The following is a 20,556-nucleotide window of genomic DNA, read 5'->3' on the forward strand; positions in this document are numbered from 1 at the left end:
GAACGTCATGAGACTCGGGCGTTTCACCACCGTCGTGTCCGCCGCGTCCGCCCTCGCCCTGACCCTCACCATGTCGGCGTGCGGCTCGTCGGAGAAGAACATCGACAAGGCGCCGAAGCCCGGCGCCGCCAAGGGCGCGCTGATCGGCGTGACCATGCCGACCAAGTCGTCCGAACGCTGGATCCGCGACGGCAACGCCCTGCGGTCCACCCTGGAGAAGCTCGGCTACAAGGTGGACCTGCAGTACGCCGAGGACGACATCCCGACGCAGGTCAGCCAGGTCGAGAACCAGATCACCAAGGGCGCCAAGGCGCTCATCATCGCCTCGATCGACGGCAAGGCGCTGACCAGCCAGCTGCAGCAGGCCGGGGACGCCCACATCCCGGTCATCTCCTACGACCGGCTGATCCTGCGCAGCCCGAACGTCGACTACTACGCCACGTTCGACAACTTCAAGGTCGGCGTGCAGCAGGCGACGTCGCTGCTCATCGGCCTGAAGCTGAAGAACGCCGACGGCTCGGACGGCAGCGCCAAGGGCCCGTTCAACGTCGAGCTGTTCGCGGGCTCGCCGGACGACAACAACGCGCCCTTCTTCTTCAACGGCGCCATGTCCGTCCTGAAGCCCTACATCGACAAGGGGACCATCAAGGTCAAGAGCGGCCAGACCGACTTCAAGACCGTCGCCATCCTGCGCTGGAAGCCCGAGGTCGCGCAGAAGCGGATGGAGGACCTGCTGACCAAGACCTACCGCAGCGGCGCGAAGGTGGACGGCGTGCTGTCGCCCTACGACGGGCTGTCCATCGGCATCCTGTCGGCGCTGAAGAGCAACGGCTACGGCACCGGCAGCCAGCCCTACCCGGTCGTCACCGGGCAGGACGCCGAGGTCGCCTCGGTCAAGTCGATCATGGCCGGTGAGCAGTACTCCACCATCTTCAAGGACACCCGGCTGCTGGCCACCGAGGCCGCCAAGATGGCCGACACCGTCCTCAAGGGCGGCAAGCCGCAGGTGAACAACACCAAGGACTACGACAACGGCGACAAGGTCGTGCCGACGCAGATGCTGCAGCCGGTCATCGTCGAGAAGTCCAACATCCAGACGTCACTGGTCGCCAGCGGCTACTACACGCAGGCGCAGCTGGGCTGACCATGGCCGACGACGCGATTCTGCGCATGCAGAACATCACCAAGTCGTTCCCCGGCGTGAAGGCGCTGCAGGACGTCGACCTCACCGTCGCGGGCGGCGAGATCCACGCGGTCTGCGGCGAGAACGGCGCCGGGAAGTCGACGCTGATGAAGGTGCTGTCGGGCGTCTACCCGCACGGCTCGTACGACGGGGAGATCCTCTTCGCCGGCGAGCCGTGCCGGTTCGGCGGCATCCGCGACAGCGAGTCCTGCGGGATCGTCATCATCCACCAGGAGCTGGCGCTCTGCCCGCAGCTGTCCATCGCCGAGAACATCTTCCTCGGCAACGAGCAGGCGCCGCGCGGGCTGGTGGACTGGAACCGCACCAACCACGAGGCGGGCCGGCTGCTGGAACGGGTCGGGCTGCCGGAGAACCCGGTGACCCCGATCGCCGAGCTCGGCGTCGGCAAGCAGCAGCTCGTCGAGATCGCCAAGGCGCTGTCCAAGCGGGTGCGGCTGCTGATCCTGGACGAGCCGACCGCCGCGCTGAACGACGAGGACTCCGCGCACCTGCTGGACCTGGTGCGCGGGCTGCGCGACGACGGCATCACCTGCGTGATCATCTCGCACAAGCTGAACGAGGTGCTGTCGATCGCCGACCGGGTCAGCATCCTGCGCGACGGCCGGATGATCGAGACGCTGGACCCCGCCGCCGGGGAGGTGACCGAGGACCGGATCATCTCCGGGATGGTCGGCCGCGACCTGGAGCATCGCTTCCCGCCGCGCGAGCCTGACATCGGCGAGGAGGTGCTGCGCATCGAGGACTGGACGGTGCACAGTACGGCCCAGCCGGACCGGGCCGTCGTGTCGGGCGCGAACCTGAACCTGCGCCGGGGCGAGATCGTCGGCCTCGCGGGCCTCATGGGCGCGGGCCGGACCGAGCTCGCCATGAGCGTCTTCGGCCGCTCGTACGGGACCGGCATCTCCGGGCGCCTCTTCAAGGACGGCGAGCCGATCCAGGCGCGTTCGGTGGGCGAGGCCATCAAGCACGGCCTCGCGTACGCCACCGAGGACCGCAAGCGCTACGGGCTGAACCTCATCCAGGACATCAAGCGCAACGTGTCGGCCGCCCGGCTGGGCAAGCTGGCGCGCCGCGGCTGGGTGAACGACAACGAGGAGTACCGGGTCGCCGAGGAATACCGGAAGAGCATGAACATCAAGGCGCCCAGCGTGCTGAGCCTCACCGGGCAGCTGAGCGGCGGCAACCAGCAGAAGGTCGTGCTGTCCAAATGGATCTTCACCGATCCGGACGTGCTGATCCTCGACGAGCCGACCCGCGGCATCGACGTGGGCGCCAAGTACGAGATCTATTCGATCGTCGGGCGGCTCGCGGCCGAGGGCAAGGCGATCCTGCTCATCTCCTCCGAGCTGCCCGAGCTGCTCGGCATGTGCGACCGGATCTACACGATGGCCGCCGGGCGGATCACCGGTGAGGTGCCCCGCGCCGAGGCCACCCAGGAGCGCCTCATGTACTTCATGACACAGGAAAGGGGGCAGGTCGCATGAGTCACACCGCGCCCGCGAAGGCCGGCGACGCCACGGCCGAGGCCGGTCCACCGCCCCGGGACGGCCGGTCGCGCACCCGGCTGACGTTCAACATCAGGCAGAGCGGCATCTACGTCGCGTTCGCGCTGATCGTGGTGCTGTTCACGCTGCTGACGGGCGGCGACCTGCTGCAGCCGCAGAACATCTCCAACATCATCGTGCAGAACTCCTACATCCTGATCCTGGCGATCGGGATGATCCTGATCATCATCTCCGGGCACATCGACCTGTCGGTCGGCTCGCTGGTCGGGGTCAGCGGCGCGATCGCGGCCTGGCTGATGGTCGAGCACAACGTCTTCTGGCCGCTGGCGCTGGTCCTCACGCTGATCGCCGGCGGGGTGATCGGGGCGTGGCAGGGCTACTGGATCGCCTACTTCGGCATCCCGTCGTTCATCGTCACGCTCGCCGGGATGCTGCTGTTCCGCGCGCTCACGATGACGGTCCTGGGCAACCAGGGGCTCGGTCCGTTCCCCGACCAGGTCCGCACGCTGTCGAACGGGTTCACCGAGGGCTACCTCGGCAACATCGGGCTCGGCATGCTGGGCGGCGCGGACCTGTTCAGCCTGCTGGCCGGCGTCGCGTCGGTGGTCGCGCTGGGCGTCGCGCAGTGGCGTTCGCGGGCGGCGCGGATCGGCTACCAGCAGACCGTCGACCCGATGCCGGTGTTCGTCGCCAAGTTCGTCCTCACCGGCGCGCTGATCATGGCGGTGACCGTGCAGCTCGCGCGGTTCCACAACCTGCCGTGGGTGCTGGTGCTGCTGGCCGCGCTGGCGCTCGGCTACTCGCTGCTGACCCGGCGGGCGGTGTTCGGCCGGCACATCTACGCGGTCGGCGGCAACCTGCAGGCCGCGGTGCTGTCGGGCGTCAAGGCCAAGTCGGTGGTGTTCTGGCTGTTCGTCAACATGGGCGTGCTGTCGGCGCTGGCGGGGGTCATCTTCGCGGGCCGGCTCAACCAGGCGGGGCCGACCGCGGGCAACACCTTCGAGCTGGACGCGATCGCCGCCGCGTTCATCGGCGGGGCGGCGGTGCAGGGCGGCGTCGGCAAGGTCGTCGGCGCGATCACCGGCGGCCTCATCATGGGTGTGATCAACAACGGCATGTCCCTGATGGGCGCGCCCAGCGAACGGGTGATGCTCGTCAAGGGCCTGGTCCTGCTCGCCGCCGTCGCGTTCGACGTCTGGACCAAGCGGCGCGCCGGCACCCCGCTGCTGCGATGACCGGCATCGAGGTCGCCCTCCCCGCGCGCGCCGCGCTCGGGGAGGGACCGACCTGGGACACCGCGACCGGCGAGCTGATCTGGGTCGACATCCTCGGCTCCGAGGTGCACCGGTACGACCCGGCGACCGGCGCCGACACCGTTCTGCCGACCGGGCAGCACGTCGGCGCCGCCAAGCCGTGCGCGGGCGGCGGGCTGGTGGTCAACCTCCGCGACGGCGTCGGACTGTACGAGGCGGACGGCTCGTTCGGCTGGCTCGCGCGGACGCCGCTGGAGGGCGTGCGCGGCAACGACGCGGCGGTCGGGCCCGACGGCGCGCTGTGGGCGGGAACGATGCGCTACGACGAGGCGCCCGGTGGCGGCGAGCTGCGGCGCGTCGGGCCGGACGGCACGGTCTCGGTCCTTCTCGACGACGTGACGGTCAGCAACGGCATCGGCTGGGACCCGCCGGGGCGCCTCATGTACTACGTGGACACCCCGACGCGGCGCATCGACGTCTTCGACTTCGACGCCGAGCACGGCGCGACCGGGCGCCGCGCGTTCACCGCGGTCCCCGGCCTGCCGGACGGGCTGACCGTGGACGCGGGCGGCTTCGTCTGGGTCGCGGTGTGGAGCGGCGGCCGGGTGCTGCGCTACTCCCCCGCCGGTGACCTCGACCGGATCATCGAGGTTCCGACGCCGCAGACCACCGCCTGCGCGTTCGGCGGCCCGGGTCTGCGCGACCTTTACGTCACGACCGCCAGGACGGGAGCGCCGCCCGACGACCCGCTGGCCGGCGCCCTGTTCGTCCTCCAGGACGCCGGCCTCGGGATCGCGTCGGCCGCCTTCGGTCAGCGCACCCCGTAGAGGTGCTCGAGGGCGAGCTGGTCGAGCCGCTCGAACGCCGCGCCGCGCGTCGCCAGCGCCTCGACGTCCGGCGTGAAGTCGCGGACGGCTCGCCAGTCCTCGCCCTCGCCGAGCGTCGGGACGGCCAGCTCGTCCACGCGCGCTGCGCGTAGCGCCTCGGCCACCTCCGGGTCGGCGCGGAACGCACGGACCTTGGCCCGCAGGATCAGCCAGTTGCGCATGCAGGCGGCCGCCGACTCCCACACGCCCTCGTCGTCCTCGGTGCGCGGCGGCTTGAAGTCGAAGTGCACCGGGCCGTCGTAGTCGCTGCCGTCGATCAGGTCGACCACCCAGAACGCGCCGCGCGCGTTGCCCGCGCCGAACCGCAGGTCCTGGTCGTAGCGGGGGCCGTGCTGCCCGTTCAGGTCGATGTGGAAGAGCTTGCCCTGCCATAGCGCCTGCGCCAGCCCGTGCGCGTAGTTGAGGCCCGCCATCTCCTCGTGCCCGACCTCGGGGTTGACGCCGACCGTCTCGGGCCGTTCCAGCGTCTCGATGAACGCCAGCGCGTGCCCGACCGTCGGCAGCAGGATGTCGCCGCGCGGCTCGTTCGGCTTGGGCTCGATCGCGAACCGCAGGTCGTAGCCCTGGTCGGCGACGTACTGCCCGAGGACGTCGAACCCCTCCTTGTAACGATCCAAAGCGACCCGGATGTCCTTGGACCCGCCCGACTCGGCGCCCTCCCGCCCGCCCCAGCAGACGTAGACCTTGGCGCCCAGCTCGGCGGCGAGGTCGATGTTGTCCATCACCTTGCGCAGCGCGAAGCGCCGCACGTCGCGGTCGTTGGAGGTGAACGCGCCGTCCTTGAAGATCGGGTGCGAGAACAGGTTGGTGGTGGCCGTGGTGACCGCCAGCCCGGTCTCCTCCAGCGCCTTGCGGAACGCGCCGATCCGTTCGTCGCGTTCGGCGGCCGTCGCCTCGAACGCGAACACGTCGTTGTCGTGGAAGTTGACCCCGTACGCGCCGAGTTCGGCCAGCTTGTGCACGGCCCGTTCGGCGGGCATCGGGGCCCGGGTCGCGGGCCCGAAGACGTCCACGCCCTGCCAGCCCACGGTCCAGATCCCGAACGAGAACCGGTCCTCGGGCCTCGGGGTGAGGTCGCTCATGTCTCCTCCTTGGCGGTCCAGCCTGCGGTGGCGTCGCGCAGCTCCGCGTAGCGGGCCCGGACACCGGATCGGGGGGCGGCGTCGTCGCCGGCCACGGTGTGCTCGGTCGCGGGCGGGGCGGGCCACGCGGGCGGCTCCGGCGTCCCCGCCAGGACCCAGGCGGCCTGGCGCGCGGCGCCGAGCGCGACGTACTCCTCGGGTTCGGGGACGGTCACCGGCGTGCCGAGGATCGCCGGTGCCAGCGCCCGTACGGCCGCCGAACGCGCGCCGCCGCCGACCAGCAGCGTCCGCCGCGGCCGCACGCCCTGGGCCGCGAGGTGGTCGACGGCGTCGGCGAGCGAGCACAGCAGTCCCTCGACCGCCGCGCGCGCGAGGTTCTCGCGGGTCGAGTTGGCGGTCGTGATCCCGGTCAGCACGCCGGTGGCGTCCGGCCGGTCCGGGGTGCGCTCGCCGTCCAGATAGGGCAGCAGCGTGATCCCGCCCGCGCCAGGTTCGGCGGCGAGCGCCAGCTCCGACAGCTCGTCCAGGCTCGCGCCGGTCATGCGCGCGGCCGACTCCAGCACCCGCGCGGCGTTCAGCGTGCAGACCAGCGGCAGGAAGCGGCCGGTCGCGTCGGCGAACCCGGCCACCAGCCCGGACGCGTCGGCGGCGGGCTCGCCCGCCACCGCGAACGCCGTCCCGGAGGTCCCGATCGACACCACGACGTCGCCCTCGCGCAGCCCGAGGCCGAGCGCGGCGCCCATGTTGTCGCCGGTCCCGGGCGCGAGCCGCGCGCCCCAGCCGGTCTCCCCCACGGCCTCGGCGGGCGCGGCGACGCGCGGGAAGTCGAGCTCGTGACCGAGCGCCATTGCCGCGATCTCGGGCAGGTAGCGTCCCTCGCGCGGCGACCAGTAGCCCGTGCCCGAGGCGTCACCGCGGTCGGTGACCATCGCGTCGGCGCCGAGTTTCCAGGTCAGCCAGTCGTGCGGGAGCAGCACGGCGGCGGTGCGGCGCGCGTTCTCCGGCTCGTGCTCGGCCATCCAGCGCAGCTTGGTGACGGTGAACGAGGCGAGGGGCACGCTCCCGGTCCGCGCGGCCCACTCCTGCGGGCCGCCGAGCTCCTTGACCAGCGCTCGCGCCTGCGGTGCCGAACGGACGTCGTTCCACAGCAGCGCGCGGCGCACGACCTCGCCCGCCTCGTCCAGCGCGACCATGCCGTGCTGCTGCGCGGCGACCGCGACGGCGTCGGCGCGTCCGAGCAGTTCGCGGGCCGGGCCGAGTGCCGACCACCAGTGCCGCGGGTCGATCTCGGTCCCGTCCGGATGGGCGGCGGAGGCCCGCGCGACCACGGCGCCGTCCTCAGCCTGGCACAGCACGACCTTGGTGGACTGGGTGGAGGAATCGACCCCGGCGACGAGCATCCCGGCCCCTCTCGCATGACGGCTCGCGATCATTCTGGACCGTCGAAGCGCTTCGACTCTAGACCGGTATGACCTGCGGCACAACGCGCTCGTTATACGGGTAAGCGAAACCCTCGCCCGGAGCGTGTACGAGGTGTGAATCAGCTGGAGTTCCAGGAGTTCTACGCGGCCAGCCGGGACGCCTGCCTGCGCGCGGTCCTCGCCGCCGTGGGCGACCGGCAGCTGGCCGAGGATCTGGTCGCCGAGGCGTTCACCCGGGCCTGGACGTCGTGGCCCACCGTGCGCCGCCATCCGGCACCGCCCGCGTGGATCGTGCGGACGGCGCTCAACACCCGGGTCTCGTGGTGGCGCCGGCGCCGCCGCGAGGTGGCGCTGGAGGACGGCGACCAGACGCCGGACGCCCCGGCCGCCGAGTCCGTGTCCGGCACCGGCCTGGACCCCGCGCTGCTCGCGCTGCTGCGGCGGCTGCCGGAGCGGCAGCGGGAGGTGATCGCGTTCCGGGTCTTCCTGGATCTCGACACCAAGACCACGGCCGAGGTCCTCGGCATCGCGCCGGGGACCGTCACCGCCCATCTGTCCCGCGCGGTGAGCACACTGCGCGACCACCTCGTATTGGAGCAGGGATCGTGAACGAATCAGACGTACTGGACGCCCTGAAGAGCTCGATGGACGGCGTCACCATGGCGACCCCGGTCGAGGAGATCGTCGCCACGGCGCGCAGGCGCCGCGCCCGCCGCCGCATCGTCGCGACGGCCGGGGTGGCCACGGCCGGGCTGGCGCTCGGCGTGCCCGCCCTCACCCTCATCAACCCGGCCACCGCCCCACCCGGCGACGACTCCACCCTCAACACCACAACGGGCTCGATCCACATCCGTACGGCGGGCTTCACGCTGGACAGCCTGGCCAACGGCAACGTGCAGGTGAAGTGGACCAAGCAGGCCTACTTCAAGGACCCCGCCGGTCTGGAGGCGGCGCTGCGCAAGGCGGGCTTCCCGGTCCTCGTCAAGGTCGGCACGTTCTGCAAGGGACCCGGGGACGACGCGACCCTCAGCCCGGCCGGTCAGGGCCCCGGGGTGAAGGCGGTCATGGACGGTGAGCAGGCGGGCGGCGGCAAGGACGTCGTCCTGGTCTTCAAGCGCTCGGCCCTGCCGCCCGGAAAGCAGCTGTTCATCGGCTACCTCAACAAGGAGCAGCTCGCGGTGACGGGCGGCAACCCGGGCTCGGTCGAACGGATCGTCCCGGCGAGCGGCAAGCTCGACTGCGACACCCAGGCTCCGCCGCCGCACCAGTACCCGGACAAGGCCGGGGTGAAGCCGGTGCCCCCGGACGGCGGCGCCAAGCCGAAGTAGCCGTAATCTGGGGATCATGATCTCCGAGACCGACCTGAACCACCTCCGGCGCTGCGTGGAACTGGCCGGCGAGGCCCTCGCCGACGGCGACGACCCGTTCGGGTCGGTGCTGGCCTCGGCGGACGGCGCCTCGCTGGCCGAGGGCCGCAACCGGGAGACCACCTCGGGCGACCCGACCGCGCACCCGGAGTTCGAGCTGGCCCGCTGGGCCGCGCTCAACCTGCCGGCCGCCGAGCGCGCGGGGGCGACCCTCTACACCTCGGGCGAGCACTGCCCGATGTGCTCGGCGGCCCAGGGCTGGTGCGGGGTGGGGCGCGTGGTCTACGTGGCCTCCTCCGCCCAGCTCACCGCGTGGCTGGACGAGCTCGGCGCCGGGCCCTCGCCCGTACGGCCGATCCCCGTCCAGGAGGTCGCCCCCGGCATCACGGTCGAGGGACCGGCACCGGAGCTGGAGGAGCAGATCCACGACCTGCACCGCCAGAACTACCTCAAGCGGAACCGGAGCAACTGACCCGGGCGGGCCTGCGCGGCCCGCCCGACGTCCGCCGACCGCACCACCGCGATCACCGGGTAGCCGCCGGTCAGCGGGTGGTCGGCGAGGAACAGCACGGGCATGCCCGACGGCGGGACCTGCAGCGCGCCGGTGACCATGCCCTCGCTGGCCAGCTCGCCCGTGCGGACCCGCTCCAGCACGGGGCCCGTCAGGCGCATGCCGACCCGGTCGATCTCGCTGGTCACCTCGTACGGCTCGGACAGCAGCGTCCGCATCGCGGCCTCGCTGAACCAGTCGTCGCGCGGGCCCGGCAGGACCCTCAACTCCACCTCTCCTCCGGGCGGCGGCGCGACCGGCAATGCGTCCACCATGATCCGCCCCTCGGACCTGCCGATCGGCAGGACGGCACCGGGCTTGAGCGTGCCGGGGCCGAGCCCCGCGAGCGTGTCGGTGGAACGCGAGCCGAGCACGGGCTCCACGTCGATCCCGCCGCGTACGGTCAGGTAGCTGCGGAGCCCCGTGGGCGGAGCGCCGAGCCGCACCACCGCACCGTCCGGCACATGGAAGACCGAGTAGGGCGCCTCGGCCCGGTCATCGACGCTGATGGGCGCGGGCGCGCCGGTCACCGCCGCGAACGCGCCGCCGTGAAAGCGCAGCACGAGCCCGCCCAGGGTCGCCTCGATTCCGGCCATGCCCTCGGCGTTCCCGAGCACGCGGTTGCCCAGCCGCAGCGCGTCGCGGTCGGCCGCGCCCGACGTTCCGACGCCGAGCGAGGCCCGGCCGGGCCGCCCGAGATCCTGAACGGTGGCGAAGAACCCGGTCTCCACCACCTCAAGCCACCTCCTCACTCGGCGATCGACCTCACCAGAGTCCGGAGGTAGCGCGGAAGAGCACGTGCACGCCGGGGCGCAGCACGGCGGGCGGGTCGCGTTCGAGATCCCACAGGGGCATGTCGGTGCGGCCGATGAGCTGCCAGCCGCCGGGCGAGCTCACCGGATAGAGGCCGCTGAACTCGTCGGCCAGCGCCACCGAGCCCGCGGGCACCCGTACGCGCGGCACCTGCCGGCGCGGCACGCGCAGCCGCGGGTCGCCGCCGACCAGGTAGCCGAAACCGGGCGCGAACCCGACGAAGGCCACTCGCCAGGGCGTGCCGGTGTGGGCCGCCACCACCTCGCCCGCAGTGAGACCGGTCAGCTTGGCCACCTCGTCGAGGTCGGCCCCGTCGTAGACGACGGGGATCTCCACGGCCTCGGGCCCCGAGGACGCCGCCCCCGGGGGACGTCCTCGGGCCTGTTCGGCCGCGCCGTGAACGGCGATCGTCACCACGGCGGGATCCGATCCCGGCTCCAGCACGAGGGTCACCGTGCGGGCCGCCGGGATCATGTCCGCGACGCCGGGGGGCGGATCGGCCTCCAGCGTCGCGTAGAGCGCGAGCATCTCATCGAGGTCTGACAGTTCGACGAGAACGGCCGCGTCACCGTTCGGCAGGACGCGCATCGTCACACCGTCGTCGCGGTGAAGGGGGCGAGCGCGACGCCCGCCTCTTCGAGCGCGTCGCGGACGGTCCGGGCGATCTTCACCGCCCCGGGGGTGTCGCCGTGCACGCAGATCGACGCCGCCTTCACCGTGATGACGCTGCCGTCGATGGCGACGATCTCGCCCTTGGTCGCCATCCGCACGCAGCGTTCGGCGACCTCGCGCGGGTCGTGCAGCACGGCGCCGGGGTCGCGGCGCGGCACGAGGGTGCCCTCGGGCGTGTAGGCGCGGTCGGCGAACACCTCGTGGACCACCGGCAGGCCCGCCTCCTCGGCCAGCCTCAGCCAGGCCGACCCCGGCAGGCCCAGCACCGGCAGGCCGGGGTCGAACGCCGTGACGGCGTCGACCACGGCCCGCGCCTGCTCCTCGTGGTGAACGATGGCGTTGTAGAGCGCGCCGTGCGGCTTGATGTAGGCCACCCGCGACCCGGCCAGCTCGGCGAACTGGCGGATCGCGCCGAGCTGGTAGAGCACGTCGTTGGTCAGCTCGGCGCGCGGCACGTCGACGAAGCGGCGGCCGAACCCCGCCAGGTCGCGGTAGCCGGTGTGCGCGCCGATGGCCACGCCCCGCCGCGCCGCCTCGGCGCAGGTGCGGCGGAGCACGGTCGGGTCGCCCGCGTGGAAGCCGCACGCGACGTTGGCGCTGGTGACCACGGACAGCAGGGCGTCGTCGTCGCCGAGTTCCCAGCGACCGAAGCCTTCCCCGAGGTCGCTGTTCAGATCGATGCGCACGATTCTCCTTTCGGGTCCGGTTCTCGTCAGTGCCAGAGCTTGGGGATGTCGGTCAGCGCGCGGTAGCTGACGTACAGCGATACCGCCCAGGCTATGACGCCGAGCGCGAGGAGCCAGGCCGGATAGCGATAGCCGCCGAGCAGGTCGCGGCGGCGCCCGGCGACCCACAGCAGCAGCCCGAGCCCGACCGGCAGGATCAGCCCGTTCAGCGCGCCCGCCAAGATCAGCAGGTTGACCGGGGCCTTGCCGATCCACAGGTAGATGACCGTGGACACGGCGATGAACGCGACCACCAGCCAGTTGCGTTGCCGCTCGATCCAGCCCGAGAACGAGACCAGGAACGAGATCGAGGTGTAGGAGGCGCCGATCACCGAGGTGATCGCGGCCGACCACATGATGAGGCCGAAGACGCGCAGCCCGGCCTCGCCCGCGGCGTGCTGGAACGCCGACGGCGCGGGGTTCTTGGCGTTCAGCGTGACACCGCCCGCGACCACGCCCAGCACCGCCAGGAACAGCAGGATCCGCATGACGGCGGTGATGAGGATGCCGCTGATCGAGCTGCGGGTGATCTGCCCGGCGTTCTCGGCGCCGGTGACCCCGGACTCGATCATGCGGTGCGCGCCCGCGTAGACGATGTAGCCGCCGACCGTGCCGCCGATGAGGGTGGTGATGACCAGGAAGTCGACGTCGTCGGGGAACACCGACTGCTTGAGCGCGTCCCCGACCGGCGGCCCGGAGACCACGACCACGTAGAGGGTCATAAGGATCATGACCAGGCCGAGCACGATGACGATCCGGTCCATCGCCACGCCGGCCTTGCGGATCAGGAAGATGCCGATCGCGATGGCGGCGGAGACGATGCCGCCGATCTTGACATCCAGGTCGAACATGGCGTTCATGCCGAGCGCGCAGCCCGCCACGTTGCCGATGTTGAAGATCAGCCCGCCGAACAGGTCCAGCGCGGCCAGCAGGTAGCCGGCGCCCGGCACGACCCGGTTGCCGAGATCTTGGGCGCGGCGTCCCGAGACGCCGACCACCCTCCAGACGTTCATCTGGATCGCGATGTCGATCAGGACCGACACCAGGATCGCGAACGCCATCGCGGCGCCGAGCTTGGCGGTGAAGACGGTGGTCTGGGTGATGAACCCAGGGCCGATGGCGCTGGTCGCCATCAGGAACATGGCTCCGAGGAGCGCGGCGCGATGCGATCGGGCCGGTGCGGGCTTGACCTTCTCCTGCGTGATGCCGTCCGTCATGGGGGGCTCCCTCATGAAGAGAGGTGCGGACCTTTCCAGCAGAGTAAGGATTGTTCAACAATCCAGCAATACCCTCTTTGATGCGAAGTCGGTGGCGCCGGGTCTACGCTGGCGGAATGACCGCCGCACCCGAGTCACCGTCGTGGCTCGGTGACATCAAGGCGTCGCGCCACGAACTCGACCGCTCCAGCACCGCGGCCAAGGTCGCCGTGCTGCTCCGGCAGCAGATCATCACCGGCCGCCTGGTCCCCGGCACGCAGCTCCCCGAGAAGGAGCTCGCCGAGGCCGCCGACGTGTCCCGCAACACGCTGCGCGAGGCGTTCCGGCTGCTGGTGCAGGAACGGCTGCTGGTGCACGAGTTCAACCGGGGCGTCTTCGTCCGCACGCTCTCGGCCGCCGACATCGGCGACATCTACCGGGCCCGGCGGATCCTGGAGATCGAGGGCGTACGGAACGCGTCCGCCGCCACCGCCGCCGACCTCGCCCACGTGGAGGCCGCGGTCAGGGAGGGCGAACAGGCCACGGCCGAGGAGCGCTTCCCCGACGTCGGCACCGCCGACCTGCACTTCCACCAGGCCGTGGTCGGCCTGTGCGGCAGCCCGCGCCTGAACGAGATGATGGGCCTGCTGCTGGCCGAGCTGCGGCTGGCGTTCCACCACATGGGGTCGCCGGGCGCATTCCACGGGCCCTACCTGACCCGCAACCGCCGCCTGGCCGATCTCATCCAGGCCGGCGACATCGAGGCCGCCGAACGCGAGCTGCGCGACTATCTGGACAACGCCGAGGCCCAGCTCACTGCCGCCTCCGGGTGAGCCGCCGCGCTCACGGAGCGTAGTTCATGACGTGGTCGTGCAGCATGCGCGGCGCGGCCGGGTCGGCGCGGCGGAACGCCTCGATCAGCTGGGCGTGCTCGGCGGACTTGGAGTAGATCTCGGTCTTGTGGAGCCGCAGCGACAGCGTGGTCCACAGCTCGATGCCGAGCGACTCCCAGACCGAGATCAGCAGCCGGTTGCCGGCCGCCTCGACGATCTCGCGGTGGAAGTCGATCGACAGCCGCATCTGGGCGGCCAGGTCGCCGGTCTCGGCGGCGTCGGCGAGCCGCCGGTTCTGGGCCTCCAGGGCGTCCAGCCGGTCACCCAGGCGCGGCAGCGCCAGCTCCACCGCGGTGCGCTCCAGGCCCGCCCGGACCGGGAAGATCTCGACCATGTCCTGCTCGGTGAACGCGCGGACGCGGGCGCCGCGGTTCGGCAGCGACTCGATCAGGCGGAGCGCCTCCAGCTGACGCAGCGCCTCCCGTACGGGGCCCTGGCTCACCCCGAGCTCGGTGGCGATCCGGCGCTCGACGATCCGCTCCCCCGGCCCGAAGCGGCCCGTGGTGATCCCCTCCACGATGAACTCGCGGATCTGATGGGCCAGCCCGGTGCGCAGCAGCGGAGCGTCGTCGGTCGCGTTCACGATGGACATCGTAGAGGTAGGCACCGTAAGTGACCCTTGACACGCTGGGGTTTCGGCATATGATCGATCATTGATCAATGATGATCGATGAGTGATCTGCGGCGGATCCCGTGGACACGCGCCCCACGCACGGAAGAAGAACCGATGGCTGAGACCACCAAGGCCAGGCCGGCCAGCTCCCGTACGGCTCGCACGACCTCCGCGACCGGGACGAAGAGCACCGCCAAGCGGGCCCCCCGCACGTCGGCCGCCGCCAAGGCGACCACGAAGGCACCCGCGGCCGCGCCCGCGCAGCCGGGCGCCGACGCGGAGACCCTCGTCGCCTACTACCGGCAGATGCTGCTGGTCCGCCGCTTCGAGGAACGCGCGGGACGGGCCTACACCGAGGCCAAGATCGGTGGTTACTGCCACCTGAACCTGGGCGAGGAGGCGACCGTCGTCGGCCTGATGGCCGCGCTGCGTCCCAGCGACTACCTCTTCACCAACTACCGCGAGCACGGTTACGCGCTGGCCAAGGGCATCGAGGCCCCGCGTGTGATGGCCGAGCTGTACGGCCGTTCGACCGGCGTCTCCAAGGGGTGGGGCGGGTCGATGCACATGTTCGACGCCAAGGCGCGCCTGCTCGGCGGCTACGGCATCGTCGGCGGGCAGCTCCCGCTCGCCACCGGCGCCGCGCTCGCCGTGAACTACAAGGGCGGCGACGAGGTCGTGATGTGCCACATGGGCGACGGAACGACCGCCATCGGCGCCTTCCACGAGTCGCTCAACATGGCCGCCCTCTGGGACCTGCCGGTCGTGTTCGTCGTGGTCAACAACGGCCTGGGCATGGGCACCACGATCGAGAACTCCGCCGCCGAGCCCGAGCTGTGGCGCCGCGGCGCCGCGTACCGGATGGAGAGCGCCCGCGTGGACGGCACGGACGTCGTCGCGGTCCAGAAGGCCGCGAAGATCGCCGTGGACCGCGCCCGCGCCGAGAGCAAGCCGTACCTGCTGGAGACCACCAGCCCCCGGCTGAAGGGCCACTCGGTCGTCGACCCCGCGCGCTACCGCTCCAAGGAGGAGAAGGACGCGCTGAAGGCCGCCGACCCGCTCGCCCGCTTCGCGCTGGAGCTGGAGGAGACCGGCATCCTGTCGCACGACGACCGCGACAGGATCGACGCCGAGATCACCGCCGAGGTCGAGGCCGCCGCCGCGTTCGCCGACGAGAGCCCGCACCCCGACGTGTCGACGCTGTTCGACTACACCTACGCGACCCCGGTCGCGACCGAGCAGCGCCGGCTGCCCGCCGACGCCGTGTTCCCGCAGGTCTGAGGAGGAGACCCATGGCACTCATGACCTACCGCCAGGCCCTCCGGGACACCCTGCGCGCCGAGATGCTCCGCGACGAGAACGTCTTCCTCATGGGCGAGGAGATCGGCGTCTTCGAGGGCTCGTACAAGATCACCGAAGGGCTGCTGAAGGAGTTCGGCCCGCGCCGCGTGCGCGACACCCCGATCGCCGAGGAGGGCTTCGTCGGCGCCGCGATCGGCGCCGCCATGCTCGGCCTCCGCCCGGTCGTCGAGATCATGACGATCAACTTCTCGCTGCTGGCTCTCGACCAGATCGTCAACCACGCCGCCAAGATCTACGGCATGTTCGGCGGCCAGGCCAGCGTGCCGATGGTCATCCGCACGCCGGGCGGCGGCGGCCAGCAGCTCGGCGCCACCCACTCGCAGAACGTGGAGCTGTTCTACTCGTTCATCCCCGGCCTGAAGGTGCTCGCGCCGAGCACGCCGGCCGAGGCGTCGGCGATGCTGAAGGCCGCGATCCGCGACGACGACCCGGTCCTGTTCCTGGAGAACCTCGCCCTCTACAACACCAAGGGTGAGATGCCGGTCGAGCCCGCCGACGTCCAGCCGACCGAGATCGGCAAGGCCGCCGTGACCCGTCCCGGCACCGACATCACGATCGTCGCCTACTCGCGGATGGCGCACGTCGCCGCCGAGGTCGCCGAGACCCTGACCGCGGGCGGCATCTCCGCCGAGGTCGTGGACCTGCGCAGCCTGCGCCCGCTGGACCGGCAGACCGTCGTCGACTCGGTCCGCAAGACCGGCTGCGCGGTCGTCGCCGAGGACGACTGGCTGACGTACGGCATCGGCGCCGAGATCGCCGCCAGCATCCAGGAGGGCGCGTTCGACTGGCTGGACGCGCCGGTGCGCCGGGTGGCGATGGCGGAGGTGCCGCTGCCCTACGCCAAGCCGCTGGAGCTGGCCGCGCTGCCCTCCGCCGACTCACTGATCACCGCCGTGCGCGAGACCCTGGCCGCGCGCGGCCGCCGCCTGGAGACCGTCCGATGACGTGTTCAATGCCGCGCCTCCGGCACGGCGGGTCATGGGGCATCAACTCCTGGCCTTCCCTCGTCGCTCCAGTCGCTGCGCTCCCTCCGCTCCTCAGTCCAGGCCAGGAGACCCCATGACCGAGATCCTCATGCCCCGCCTCTCCGACACGATGGAGGAGGGCGTCGTCAGCGCGTGGCAGAAGCAGCCGGGCGACGAGATCGCCGTCGGCGACGTCCTGGTCGACATCGAGACCGACAAGGCCGTCATGGAGTACGAGGCCTACGAGGCCGGCGTGCTGGAGAAGATCCTGGTCGGCGACGGCGAGACGGCCGCCATCGGCGCCCCCATCGCCGTCATCGCCCCCAAGGGTGCCGCGGCCGCCGCCCCGGCGGCCGCGCCCGCGCCCGCGCAGCCCAAGCCTGAGCCCGAGCCCGCTCCGGCCCCTGCTCCTGCCCCGGCGCCCGAGCCGGTCACGGTCGCCGAGAAGCCCGCTCCCGCGCCTGCTCCGGTGGCAGCCGTTCCGGCGTCGAACGGGTCGGGCCGTCCCGCGTCGCGCCCGCCGTCGTCTCCGCTGGCGCGCCGCCTGGCCCGCGACCACGGTCTGGACCTGGCGACGATCACCGGCACCGGTCCGGGCGGACGGATCGTCCGCGCCGACATCGAGGCCGCGATCCGTTCCGAACCCACGGCCGCACCGGCTCCGGCGACGGCCCCTCCGGTCTCTGCGCCCGCTCCGCAGCAGCCGGTCGGGGACGACGTGGAGGTCGTGCCGCTCAACCGGTTCCGGAAGGTGGCCGCGCGCCGCCTCACCGAGAGCAAGCGGAACGCGCCGCACTTCTACCTCACCCGGGACGTGGACGCCGAGGCCCTGGTGGCCTTCCGGGCGACCATGAACGAGGCGCTCGCCCCCGCCAAGATCAGCGTGAACGACCTGATCGTCAAGGCCTGCGCGACCGCGCTGCGCGAGCACCCCGAGATCAACGTCTCGTTCACCGAGGACAACCTGCTCGTCCACAAGAAGATCAACGTGGGTGTGGCGGTCGCGGTCGAGGACGGCCTGCTGGTGCCGGTCATCCGCGACGCCGACCGCAAGGGCGTCGCCGAGATCGGCGCCGAGACCCGCGCGCTGGCCGCCAAGGCCCGCGACGGCAAGCTCGGCCCGAACGAGATGAGCGGCGGCACGTTCAGCGTCAGCAACCTGGGCATGTTCGGCATCGACACCTTCTCGGCGGTCATCAACCCGCCGGAGTCGGCGATCCTGGCCGTCGGCGCGGTGCGGGACGAGCCGGTCGTCAAGGACGGCGAGATCGTGCCCGGCAAGCGCATGTCGGTGACGGCCTCGTTCGACCACCGCGCCATTGACGGCGCGACCGGCGCCAAGTTCCTGGCCCGGCTGGCCGAGCTCCTGGAGAAGCCGCTCCTGATCGTCTCCTGACCCAGCGCCGATGCGCCCGCCGTCCCGGACGGCGGGCGCATTGTGCTCTACCGAGATGATCATGGCTGCTAGGCTCCCGGGCCACCAGTCGATCTTTCCCGCATCGGCGAAGGAGCTCCCCCGTGCCGATTTCCCGCCGGTTCATCCCTCTCCTGACTCTCACCGCCGCCGTCGCTCTGACCGGCGCCTGCTCGTCCACCGACCACTCGGCCGGACGCGTCGCCGCCACGAGCGCCGAGAAGGGCGCCGAGAAGGGCGCCGCCAACAGCCAGGCGGCGACCGACCTCTACGTGGACCCGGACTCCAACCCGGCGCGCTGGGCGCGCGACAACGCCGGTGACGGCCGCGCCGCGCGCATCAAGGCGGCCATCGCCGACAAGCCGATCGCCCGCTGGTTCGGCGACTGGGACAACGACATCGCGGGCGCCGTCTCCGGCTACGTGGGCGCGGCCCAGACAGCCGGGAAGACCCCCGTCCTCGTCGCCTACAACGTGCCCGGCCGCGACTGCAACGGCCACTCCGACGGCGGTGCCGGTGACGCCGCGGCCTACCGTACGTGGATCGACAAGTTCGCCGGCGGCATCGGCGACCGGCCCGCGATCGTGGTCGTCGAGCCCGACGCCGTCGCCCAGCTCGACTGCATCCCCGAGGGCGAGCGGCAGCTGCGCCTGGACCTGATGAAGTACGCGGTCGACCAGCTCAAGGCCAAGGCGTCGAACGCCTGGACCTACCTGGACGGCGGCAACGCCAAGTGGATCGCCGCCGCGACGATGGCCCAGCGCCTCAAGGACGCGGGCATCACCAACGCCCGCGGCTTCTCGGTGAACGTGTCGAACTACTACACGACCGCCGAGTCCGACGCCTACGCCAACGACGTGAACAACGCCCTCGGCACCGCCAAGAAGTACGTGATCGACACCAGCCGCAACGGCAACGGTTCCAACGGCGAGTGGTGCAACCCGGCGGGCCGCAAGCTCGGCGCCGCGCCCCAGCCCGGCACCGGTGGTGCCGAGCTGGAGCTGTGGGTCAAGGTCCCCGGCGACTCCGACGGTCCCTGCGGCATCGGCCCGAACGTCCCGGCCGGGCAGTTCAGCCCCGACCTGGCCGTTCACCTGATCGACGGCAACTAGGCCGCAGAGCGCTCCGGCGGGGCGGTCAGAAGCCGCCTCGCCGGATGACGTCGCGGTACCAGAGCGCGCTGCGCTTGGGCACGCGGCGCTGCGTCTTGTAGTCGACGTAGACGATGCCGAAGCGCATCGAGTAGCCCTGGTTCCACTCGAAGTTGTCCATGAGCGACCAGGCGAAGTAACCCTGGAGCGGCACGCCCTTGGCCATCGCGCGGTGCGCGGCCGCAAGGTGGTCGTGCATGAACTTCACGCGCTGCTTGTCCTCGATGCGCTTGTGCTTGCCCAGGTACTCCTTGGTGGCGATCCCGTTCTCGGTCACCACCAGAGGCGTCCTCGGGTAGTCGCGGTGCAGGCGCACGAGCAGGTCTTCCAGCCCCTGCGGGTAGATCTGCTGCCAGCTGGCGGCCGAACGCGGATGTTTGACGACGGCGTTGTTGTGCCGGTCCCGGTAGGCGGGCGAGTAGTACTGCACGCCCAGGACGTCGATGGGCGACCCGATGATGGCCATGTCGCCCGAACGGATCTTCTTGGGCATCGGGCTGTGCTTGGCGATCCAGTTGTAGGGCCCGGAGGGGTAGTGGCCGTGCAGGACCGGCTCCAGATAGAGCCGGTTGGAGAAGTCGTCGAACCAGTTGGCGGCCTTCTTCGCCCCGGATGAACGGTCGGACGGGTAGACCGGCGACATGTTGAGCGCGATCCCGATCTTCCCGCCCGCGCCGCTGGCACGGTGCGCCTGGACGGCCATGCCGTGCCCGAGCATGAGGTGATGCAGGACGACGAAGGCGCGGGCGTCGCTCTTGACGCCGGGCGCGTGGACGTTCCAGCGGTAGCCGTTCTGCACGAAGGTCTTCGGCTCGTTCAGCGTCATCCAGGTGTCGACCTGGTCGCCGAGCGCCTCGAACATCAGTTGCGCGTAGTCGGCGAACCGCTTGGCCGTGTCGCGCGACTCCCAGCCGCCGTGGTTCTGCAGCGCCTGCGGCAGGTCCCAGTGGAAGAGCGTGGCCATGGGCTTGATGCCGCGGGCGCGCAGCCCGTCGACGAGCCGCTTGTAGAAGTCCATCCCCTTGTGGTTGACGGCGCCCTTCCCGGTGGGCTGGATCCGCGACCAGGCGATCGAGAACCGGTAGCCGCGCAGCCCGAGCCACTTCATCAGGTCCAGGTCGGCCTTCATCCGGTGGTAGTGGTCGTCGGCGACGTCGCCGGTGTCGCCGTGCAGGATCCGTCCGCGCTGGTGGCTGAAGGTGTCCCAGATGGTCTTGCCCCGGCCGTCGGCGTGCACCGCGCCCTCGATCTGGTACGCGGCGGTGGCCGTCCCGAAGACGAAGCCCGGCGGGAAGCTCGTTCCGACCAGCTCCCGCATCGGCTCGGCCATGGGGTGCGGCAGCGGCGGCCCGGCGGGATCGGCGAGCGCGCCGAGCGGGACGGCCAGGGCGTCCATCGAGGCCGCGGAGGCCGAGACCGTTCCGGTCATGCCTGCGGCGGCGGCGCCGAGCAGCAGGGTCCGTCGGGAAAGCGGGTCGGGCAC

General features: G+C 71.4%; 20 protein-coding genes. 12 read left to right on the forward strand and 8 right to left on the reverse strand.

The window, feature by feature from the left end:
* The first annotated feature begins 7 nt into the window (after window positions 1-7).
* Genes chvE through J4573_RS17290 form a run of 4 tightly spaced genes read left to right on the forward strand, consistent with a single transcriptional unit; the run spans window position 8 to window position 4,789 of the window.
* On the forward strand, window positions 8-1,144 hold the full coding sequence (gene chvE / locus J4573_RS17275) for a multiple monosaccharide ABC transporter substrate-binding protein (RefSeq protein ID WP_208256510.1): 1,137 nt from the start codon (window positions 8-10) through the stop codon (window positions 1,142-1,144).
* A gap of 2 nt (window positions 1,145-1,146) precedes the next feature.
* Entirely contained in the window at window positions 1,147-2,688 is a 1,542-nt protein-coding gene (gene mmsA / locus J4573_RS17280) for a multiple monosaccharide ABC transporter ATP-binding protein (RefSeq protein WP_208256511.1), read from the forward strand.
* Window positions 2,685-3,944, forward strand: a complete 1,260-nt coding sequence (gene mmsB, locus J4573_RS17285) for a multiple monosaccharide ABC transporter permease (RefSeq protein WP_208256512.1) — start codon at window positions 2,685-2,687, stop codon at window positions 3,942-3,944. Before mmsA ends, mmsB begins: the two co-directional genes overlap by 4 nt.
* Complete coding sequence (locus tag J4573_RS17290; protein ID WP_208256514.1) at window positions 3,941-4,789, forward strand: SMP-30/gluconolactonase/LRE family protein; 849 nt, start codon at window positions 3,941-3,943, stop codon at window positions 4,787-4,789. Before mmsB ends, J4573_RS17290 begins: the two co-directional genes overlap by 4 nt.
* Here the strand turns inward: J4573_RS17290 and xylA are convergent.
* Complete coding sequence (gene xylA, locus J4573_RS17295; RefSeq protein ID WP_208256516.1) at window positions 4,774-5,931, reverse strand: xylose isomerase; 1,158 nt, start codon at window positions 5,929-5,931, stop codon at window positions 4,774-4,776. The genes J4573_RS17290 and xylA overlap by 16 nt on opposite strands.
* Complete coding sequence (gene xylB / locus J4573_RS17300) at window positions 5,928-7,331, reverse strand: xylulokinase (RefSeq protein WP_208256517.1); 1,404 nt, start codon at window positions 7,329-7,331, stop codon at window positions 5,928-5,930. Before xylB ends, xylA begins: the two co-directional genes overlap by 4 nt.
* Window positions 7,332-7,466: 135 nt before the next feature.
* Between xylB and J4573_RS17305 the strand changes: the two genes are divergently transcribed.
* The 3 genes from J4573_RS17305 to J4573_RS17315 are packed head-to-tail and all read left to right on the forward strand — an operon-like array spanning window position 7,467 to window position 9,191.
* Window positions 7,467-7,961 carry a sigma-70 family RNA polymerase sigma factor gene (locus J4573_RS17305; protein ID WP_208256519.1) on the forward strand — a complete coding sequence of 165 codons (495 nt, stop codon included), beginning with the start codon at window positions 7,467-7,469 and terminating at the stop codon, window positions 7,959-7,961.
* The gene (locus tag J4573_RS17310; protein WP_208256521.1) at window positions 7,958-8,680 is read left to right on the forward strand and encodes a hypothetical protein; all 723 of its coding nucleotides are present in this window, start codon (window positions 7,958-7,960) and stop codon (window positions 8,678-8,680) included. The genes J4573_RS17305 and J4573_RS17310 overlap by 4 nt, the downstream gene beginning before the upstream one ends.
* A 16-nt stretch (window positions 8,681-8,696) precedes the next feature.
* Complete coding sequence (locus J4573_RS17315) at window positions 8,697-9,191, forward strand: nucleoside deaminase (RefSeq protein ID WP_208256522.1); 495 nt, start codon at window positions 8,697-8,699, stop codon at window positions 9,189-9,191.
* Here the strand turns inward: J4573_RS17315 and J4573_RS17320 are convergent.
* The 4 genes from J4573_RS17320 to J4573_RS17335 are packed head-to-tail and all read right to left on the reverse strand — an operon-like array spanning window position 9,164 to window position 12,696.
* Entirely contained in the window at window positions 9,164-10,021 is an 858-nt protein-coding gene (locus tag J4573_RS17320; RefSeq protein ID WP_208256523.1) for a 5-oxoprolinase subunit C family protein, read from the reverse strand. The two genes, J4573_RS17315 and J4573_RS17320, sit on opposite strands and share 28 nt — an antisense overlap.
* 13 nt (window positions 10,022-10,034) lie before the next feature.
* Window positions 10,035-10,670, reverse strand: coding sequence for a 5-oxoprolinase subunit B family protein (locus J4573_RS17325; RefSeq protein ID WP_208256524.1), 636 nt, complete (start codon window positions 10,668-10,670; stop codon window positions 10,035-10,037).
* Between the two features lie 2 nt (window positions 10,671-10,672).
* On the reverse strand, window positions 10,673-11,440 hold the full coding sequence (locus J4573_RS17330; RefSeq protein WP_208256525.1) for a LamB/YcsF family protein: 768 nt from the start codon (window positions 11,438-11,440) through the stop codon (window positions 10,673-10,675).
* A 26-nt stretch (window positions 11,441-11,466) separates the two neighbouring features.
* Window positions 11,467-12,696 carry an NRAMP family divalent metal transporter gene (locus J4573_RS17335; RefSeq protein ID WP_208256526.1) on the reverse strand — a complete coding sequence of 410 codons (1,230 nt, stop codon included), beginning with the start codon at window positions 12,694-12,696 and terminating at the stop codon, window positions 11,467-11,469.
* Window positions 12,697-12,812: 116 nt separating this feature from the next.
* Here J4573_RS17335 and J4573_RS17340 point away from each other — a divergent pair, with 116 nt between their 5' ends.
* The gene (locus J4573_RS17340) at window positions 12,813-13,508 is read left to right on the forward strand and encodes a GntR family transcriptional regulator (RefSeq protein WP_208256527.1); all 696 of its coding nucleotides are present in this window, start codon (window positions 12,813-12,815) and stop codon (window positions 13,506-13,508) included.
* 10 nt (window positions 13,509-13,518) lie between these two features.
* On the opposite strand, the gene J4573_RS17345 is transcribed toward J4573_RS17340, so the two are convergent.
* Entirely contained in the window at window positions 13,519-14,151 is a 633-nt protein-coding gene (locus J4573_RS17345; protein WP_307796667.1) for a GntR family transcriptional regulator, read from the reverse strand.
* A 144-nt stretch (window positions 14,152-14,295) separates the two neighbouring features.
* Between J4573_RS17345 and pdhA the strand changes: the two genes are divergently transcribed.
* The 4 genes from pdhA (at window position 14,296) to J4573_RS17365 (ending at window position 19,034) form a co-directional block, all read left to right on the forward strand.
* Window positions 14,296-15,462, forward strand: coding sequence for a pyruvate dehydrogenase (acetyl-transferring) E1 component subunit alpha (pdhA, locus tag J4573_RS17350; protein ID WP_208256530.1), 1,167 nt, complete (start codon window positions 14,296-14,298; stop codon window positions 15,460-15,462).
* An 11-nt stretch (window positions 15,463-15,473) separates the two neighbouring features.
* Complete coding sequence (locus J4573_RS17355; protein WP_208256532.1) at window positions 15,474-16,487, forward strand: alpha-ketoacid dehydrogenase subunit beta; 1,014 nt, start codon at window positions 15,474-15,476, stop codon at window positions 16,485-16,487.
* 115 nt (window positions 16,488-16,602) lie between these two features.
* Window positions 16,603-17,904 carry a dihydrolipoamide acetyltransferase family protein gene (locus J4573_RS17360; RefSeq protein WP_208256535.1) on the forward strand — a complete coding sequence of 434 codons (1,302 nt, stop codon included), beginning with the start codon at window positions 16,603-16,605 and terminating at the stop codon, window positions 17,902-17,904.
* Window positions 17,905-18,026: 122 nt separating this feature from the next.
* Window positions 18,027-19,034: a glycoside hydrolase family 6 protein gene (locus tag J4573_RS17365; RefSeq protein WP_307796668.1), complete on the forward strand. Its 1,008-nt coding sequence runs from the start codon at window positions 18,027-18,029 to the stop codon at window positions 19,032-19,034.
* Between the two features lie 25 nt (window positions 19,035-19,059).
* Here J4573_RS17365 and J4573_RS17370 read toward each other — a convergent pair whose 3' ends face one another.
* Complete coding sequence (locus J4573_RS17370) at window positions 19,060-20,556, reverse strand: GH1 family beta-glucosidase (protein WP_307796669.1); 1,497 nt, start codon at window positions 20,554-20,556, stop codon at window positions 19,060-19,062.

It is taken from the genome of Actinomadura barringtoniae (genome assembly GCF_017573505.1).
In the GTDB taxonomy this organism is placed as follows: Bacteria; Actinomycetota; Actinomycetes; order Streptosporangiales; family Streptosporangiaceae; genus Spirillospora; species Spirillospora barringtoniae.

Excerpts from the sequence above, each read along its gene's own strand:
- mmsB (WP_208256512.1), top strand. The coding sequence starts at position 2,685 with ATGAGTCACACCGCGCCCGCGAAGGCCGGCGACGCCACGGCCGAGGCC.
- chvE (WP_208256510.1), top strand. The coding sequence starts at position 8 with ATGAGACTCGGGCGTTTCACCACCGTCGTGTCCGCCGCGTCCGCCCTC.
- xylA (WP_208256516.1), bottom strand. The coding sequence starts at position 5,931 with ATGAGCGACCTCACCCCGAGGCCCGAGGACCGGTTCTCGTTCGGGATC.
- J4573_RS17325 (WP_208256524.1), bottom strand. The coding sequence starts at position 10,670 with ATGCGCGTCCTGCCGAACGGTGACGCGGCCGTTCTCGTCGAACTGTCA.
- pdhA (WP_208256530.1), top strand. The coding sequence starts at position 14,296 with ATGGCTGAGACCACCAAGGCCAGGCCGGCCAGCTCCCGTACGGCTCGC.
- mmsA (WP_208256511.1), top strand. The coding sequence starts at position 1,147 with ATGGCCGACGACGCGATTCTGCGCATGCAGAACATCACCAAGTCGTTC.
- J4573_RS17335 (WP_208256526.1), bottom strand. The coding sequence starts at position 12,696 with ATGACGGACGGCATCACGCAGGAGAAGGTCAAGCCCGCACCGGCCCGA.
- xylB (WP_208256517.1), bottom strand. The coding sequence starts at position 7,331 with ATGCTCGTCGCCGGGGTCGATTCCTCCACCCAGTCCACCAAGGTCGTG.
- J4573_RS17290 (WP_208256514.1), top strand. The coding sequence starts at position 3,941 with ATGACCGGCATCGAGGTCGCCCTCCCCGCGCGCGCCGCGCTCGGGGAG.
- J4573_RS17340 (WP_208256527.1), top strand. The coding sequence starts at position 12,813 with ATGACCGCCGCACCCGAGTCACCGTCGTGGCTCGGTGACATCAAGGCG.
- J4573_RS17360 (WP_208256535.1), top strand. The coding sequence starts at position 16,603 with ATGACCGAGATCCTCATGCCCCGCCTCTCCGACACGATGGAGGAGGGC.
- J4573_RS17315 (WP_208256522.1), top strand. The coding sequence starts at position 8,697 with ATGATCTCCGAGACCGACCTGAACCACCTCCGGCGCTGCGTGGAACTG.
- J4573_RS17355 (WP_208256532.1), top strand. The coding sequence starts at position 15,474 with ATGGCACTCATGACCTACCGCCAGGCCCTCCGGGACACCCTGCGCGCC.